The sequence below is a fragment of the Rhodococcus sp. IEGM 1318 genome (genome assembly GCF_033142465.1).
Lineage (GTDB): Bacteria > Actinomycetota > Actinomycetes > Mycobacteriales > Mycobacteriaceae > Rhodococcus_F > Rhodococcus_F qingshengii_B.
Genome location: NZ_JAWLSC010000022.1, coordinates 40,679 through 45,033, shown reverse-complemented (window position 1 = coordinate 45,033; position 4,355 = coordinate 40,679). Strand labels below are relative to the sequence as shown.

General features: G+C 60.7%; 2 protein-coding genes and 3 pseudogenes. 2 read left to right on the top strand and 3 right to left on the bottom strand.

Annotation, left to right across the window (positions count from 1 at the left end):
* Nucleotides 1-175: 175 nt before the first annotated feature.
* A complete protein-coding gene (gene trpS / locus R4P65_RS30885) occupies nt 176-1,216 on the bottom strand; it encodes a tryptophan--tRNA ligase (RefSeq protein ID WP_317829351.1) in 1,041 nt (346 codons plus the stop codon).
* A gap of 18 nt (nt 1,217-1,234) precedes the next feature.
* A complete protein-coding gene (locus R4P65_RS30880) occupies nt 1,235-2,167 on the bottom strand; it encodes a tyrosine-type recombinase/integrase (RefSeq protein WP_317829350.1) in 933 nt (310 codons plus the stop codon).
* Between the two features lie 46 nt (nt 2,168-2,213).
* Here R4P65_RS30880 and R4P65_RS30875 point away from each other — a divergent pair.
* Nucleotides 2,214-2,498, top strand: a pseudogene (locus tag R4P65_RS30875) (ATP-binding protein); the annotation flags it as partial.
* A gap of 1,145 nt (nt 2,499-3,643) precedes the next feature.
* Here R4P65_RS30875 and R4P65_RS33285 read toward each other — a convergent pair.
* Nucleotides 3,644-3,769, bottom strand: a pseudogene (locus R4P65_RS33285) (transposase); the annotation flags it as partial.
* Between the two features lie 263 nt (nt 3,770-4,032).
* On the opposite strand from R4P65_RS33285, the pseudogene R4P65_RS30870 reads away from it, so the two are divergent.
* Nucleotides 4,033-4,355 (top strand): annotated as a pseudogene (locus R4P65_RS30870) (hypothetical protein); the annotation flags it as partial.

The window sequence follows — 4,355 nt, the reverse complement described above, 5'->3', positions numbered from 1 at the left end:
GTCGTCATCACGGCACCTCCCTCGCTGAGCATTCACTCAGCGTCTGGGGCCGAAACACCGATTAAGAAACAGTCCCACAGAGCCCGGAAAGGCCCCTCACCGGAGGCGGATTCCAGGGATCGTCGCAACACGATGAATATCCAAACTACTGGAGTGCGCTATGCGTAGGAGTCGATCAGTAAATGGTGCCCATTGCGGTTCGGACTTCGTCGAGGGTCAGTTGGGCGATTTCGTTCGCGCGCTGGTTTCCGATGCGCAGGACGTCGGCGATATGGTGGGGGTCTTGGGCGAGGGCGTTTCTGCGTTGCCGGTGAGGGGCGAGGAAGTCGTTCACTAGCGTGGTGGTGAGCTTTTTGAGCGCACCTGCGCCGGCGTCGCCAATCTGGTCGGCGACGTCATTCTCGTCGCGACCTGAGCACAATGCTGCTGTGGTCAGCAGTGCGGATACCCCGGGGCGGTTGATCGGGTCGAAGGTGATGCGGCGTTGTGAGTCGGTCGGTGCCTTGCGGATCACCGCTGCCGTCTCGTCGGCGGTCATCGACAGTGTGATGGCGTTTCCGTAACTCTTGGACATCTTTCTGCCGTCGAGTCCAGATACTTCGGGGCTCGAGGTAAGCAGCGCTTGAGGTTCGGGGAAGACCTGACCGTAACGATCGTTGAAGCGTCGCGCGATCACACGAGTCATTTCGACGTGTGGGAGGTTGTCTTTCCCCACCGGGACGAGGTTGCCCTTGCAGAACAGTATGTCCGCAGCCTGATGGACCGGGTAAGTGAGCAGGAGACCGCTGAGGGCACGCCCGGACGCAGCGTTTTCGGCCTTGACTGTCGGATTGCGGTGCAACTCGGCCTCGGTGACCAGGCTCAGGAACGGCAACACGAGTTGGTTCAGCGCGGGTATCGCGGAGTGGGTGAAGATCGTCGCTCGTTGCGGGTCGATGCCTGCGGCCAGGTAGTCCAGTACCGCGCTGTACACGTTGTCGCGGACTTCGCCGATGGCGTCGCGGTCGGTGATGACCTGGTAGTCCGCGAGGACGATGAACGTGTCGACGCCGCGCTGGTGCAGGCGAACCCTTTCTGCGAGGGTGCCGAAGTAGTGTCCGAGATGCAGTGGGCCGGTAGGGCGTTCACCGGTCAGGACTCGGTATCGGCTCGGGTTTTCGGCGATGTCGTCGCGTGGACGGTCGCTGGGTGCAGTGGTGGTTTCGAGGGATGTCACTGTAGGGCTCCTGAATGGTCAGGGGCTGTACGAAACCTCGAGAGTGGTGGACACATTCCGATGTCCGAGAATTTGTTGTGCCACATGCAGTCCCGCCGTGTCGACCAGCAACTGCGCCACCGTATGCCGAAACATGTGCGGTGTCGCATGAACACCGAGCCGAGCCGCAGTGGCCCGAAACGACGCCTCGAAAGCTGGGTAGCGCAACGGACGACCCTTTGCCTGACGTCGCCCGACCCACAAAGCCGACGTATCGGCTTGGTCTCGTTCAGTTGCGAGGTATTCGTCCAGCAGTGGCCACCAATCGCCGGTAACCGGAACACGATGCTCGTCGCGGGCACCTTTCAGCAACACTGTCACTGCGCGGCGCCGCCGATCGACATCGGAGAGTCGAAGCCCGAGGACACCGTGCCGGCCATGCTCGGCGCTCCAATCACCAACCCGCTGACCGGTTCGAAGTAGCAGCGTGACGATCGCACGATCACGAACACAGACTTGTTCTGCTGCAAGATGTTCGGCTACCGACGGATCCAGATCCCGAGCCAGCACCCGAGGTTCTCGTCGCCGCAACTCGAGTCGACCTCGCCGCGGCAAATCACGTCCCGACATGCCGTGAGCGGGACCGGGCGGACCGGTAGGCACGGGGTTGTCCCGGCCCGACCACGCCCCAGCGCGATGGCTGTCTCGCTCGATCAGGAACGCGAAGAACGCGGCCATCGCCGCAAGACGATTATTGACCGTCCGAGGTGCCCTGCCATGCTCGGTTGCAAGATCCGCACCCGCACCGAACTCGGAAATGTACTCACCGACGACCTGGCGTGTGACGTCATCGAGTGATCGCGGTGCCAACCAGCGGATGAAATGCTCGACGCCGAGCCGATAGGTGCGCACTGTGTAGCTGGACCGGCCCAGCATGACCAGCCGTTCGACGAATGCCCCAACATCGTCCACCAGCCACCCCTAGGTTCGGCTCCTCTTTCACCCCACCATGACTGGACTCTTGAGACAAGAGTTCGGCTACATCCCGTTCGAGCAGGATGCCGCGAACTTGTTTTTCCAGTTGGTGTCGAGTCGCTACGAGCATGCTTCGCTGATTTTGACGTCGAATTTGCCGTTCGGTCGGTGGGGTGACGTGTTCGGTGATCAGGTGGTTGCGGCCGCGATGATCGACCGGATCGTCCATCATGCCGAGGTTTTGACGTTGAAAGGATCGAGTTATCGCCTCAAGGACACCGGGATCGATACGTTGCCGTCCGTGAGGGCGGATAACGCGGCACAATGAGTACATCGTCGTGGTCTGGTTTTCGTCCGTCGGGAGTGGACTAGTTTTCGACCGTCGTTGACATATCCGTAGCATTGCCGGAGGCACGGCAGGTGCTATTGCATTGCACGCATGTGGGTTTGGCATACAACAGCGAGAGTCGCCTCCTCTTCCCCTTGAACAATAGACAGGACCCCCCACATAAACGACTGCTCCATCACGCCAGTAGGTGGTAAGCGCGTTGGAAGGCATCGTCGGCGAGAACGGCGAGTTCGCCGCCTTCTGTCCTGACCAACATTCTCCGTGCGGCAGTGGGATCCAGTGCCCATCGGAATAGACGGCGGCGAAGGCACCGGCCTCGACGAATCGGGCGTAGTTGGCTGAGCCGAGCTGCTCCCACACGTCGGGGTCGTCACTGAGCAGCACCAATCGGTATGTGCCCGTCATCTTTTCGTCGGTAGAGAGGTCCTTCCACGAAAATTCCACGAGCTCGGCGGCGGTGGTGTTCTCGGGAACGACATGGATCGACCGGGGTGCGCATATTCTGCGCCCTGCGATGTCACTGCGTACAGGAAAACAATCTCGCGCTCAAGAAGGCGCGGTCCTCACTGCCTAGAGCCTAGTCCGTGAACCACCATGCCCGAACTTGCTGCAGAGGTCGGTGTCGAACCGTCCGAGATCGGACAGATCGCTGCGGCAGGAGACTCGTACCATTCGCCGCCCGTGGATGTGGAAAAAGTACATGTCGATGGGTGCTTGGCGCGGATTCTTGGCGCTTTCCACCGGTTGATACCTGGGGTCTGCCATCACCCCGCGAGTGCGAGCAGTGTCCTTCCGACCACGCTCGCCGCCGCAACCTTGCGCCATTACTCACTCCTCGACTCGACTTCGTTTCGGTAGCGAGGAGGGCACACCAATTTTCGGCTTTGCAGGCCTCTCTTGAGCCACTCCCGCTGTTCGACACTGATCGGGCAGCAGGCCGTCTAGGAGTCAACCCCACGGTTAGGGCGACAGGTATGAAGCGAGCGATCCCGATTCGGTGCCTAGGGCAATCGTGCGCGCAGCTTCACCGAACCGCTACGGCGGCTCGGGGTCAAGGGTCTCCCACCCCCGATCGGTGAATCAGGCGCCTCACAGCGCACGTTGCGGATCAACTGGGGTCACACAGTCCGGGCCGTGGTAGCCGGCCATACCTGCTCGACGACTTCCAACAACCCTCTCAATCCGTCGCAGACCAGGAACACGTCCCGCGTGCCCCGATTCCGAATATCTGTCAGGACGGACTTCGGAAAAATTGGCACCCTCACCGGCGCCGAACTGGCGGTTCGAACGGCTTCCAAATGCTTCAATGACCGATCTTGCCCTGTGAGTCGAACGTCCAGTTTCGTGTGGAGGCCTGGAGATGTCACGTCCAGTCGATAAGTGGTTTGCCGGCGCGTAACGGAAGCTCTTCAACCTCCGATAAGTTAGCTACAAATGTAGACAAGGTAGCTACAATGTAGATAAGGTAGCTGCAATGTAACTGTTGGTGTTCGACCTACCGAAGGATTAGATAATGTTCCGTACTCGTACCGGATACATCCGCTCTGCTGGACTGTTGGCAGTAGCGTTCGCTGCTGCATCGACCATCGGACTGGGGACAGCAGTCGCCAGCGCTGAACAGGTGCACACCATTTCCGACGACTGCCTCGGCGTGCCTGGCGTTCCAGGTCCGCGCGACCAGGGTGCGCCCACCGGTCCGGCGGTACCCGGCAATACCAGCACTAGCCCGTCGGCGCTTCCCGGAGGGAGCATAAGTGTTCCGACCACGACGGTCGCGCCTCCCACGACGACAGATTCGAGTGGCGGCGGAAACAACGGCGGAAACAACGGCGGCAA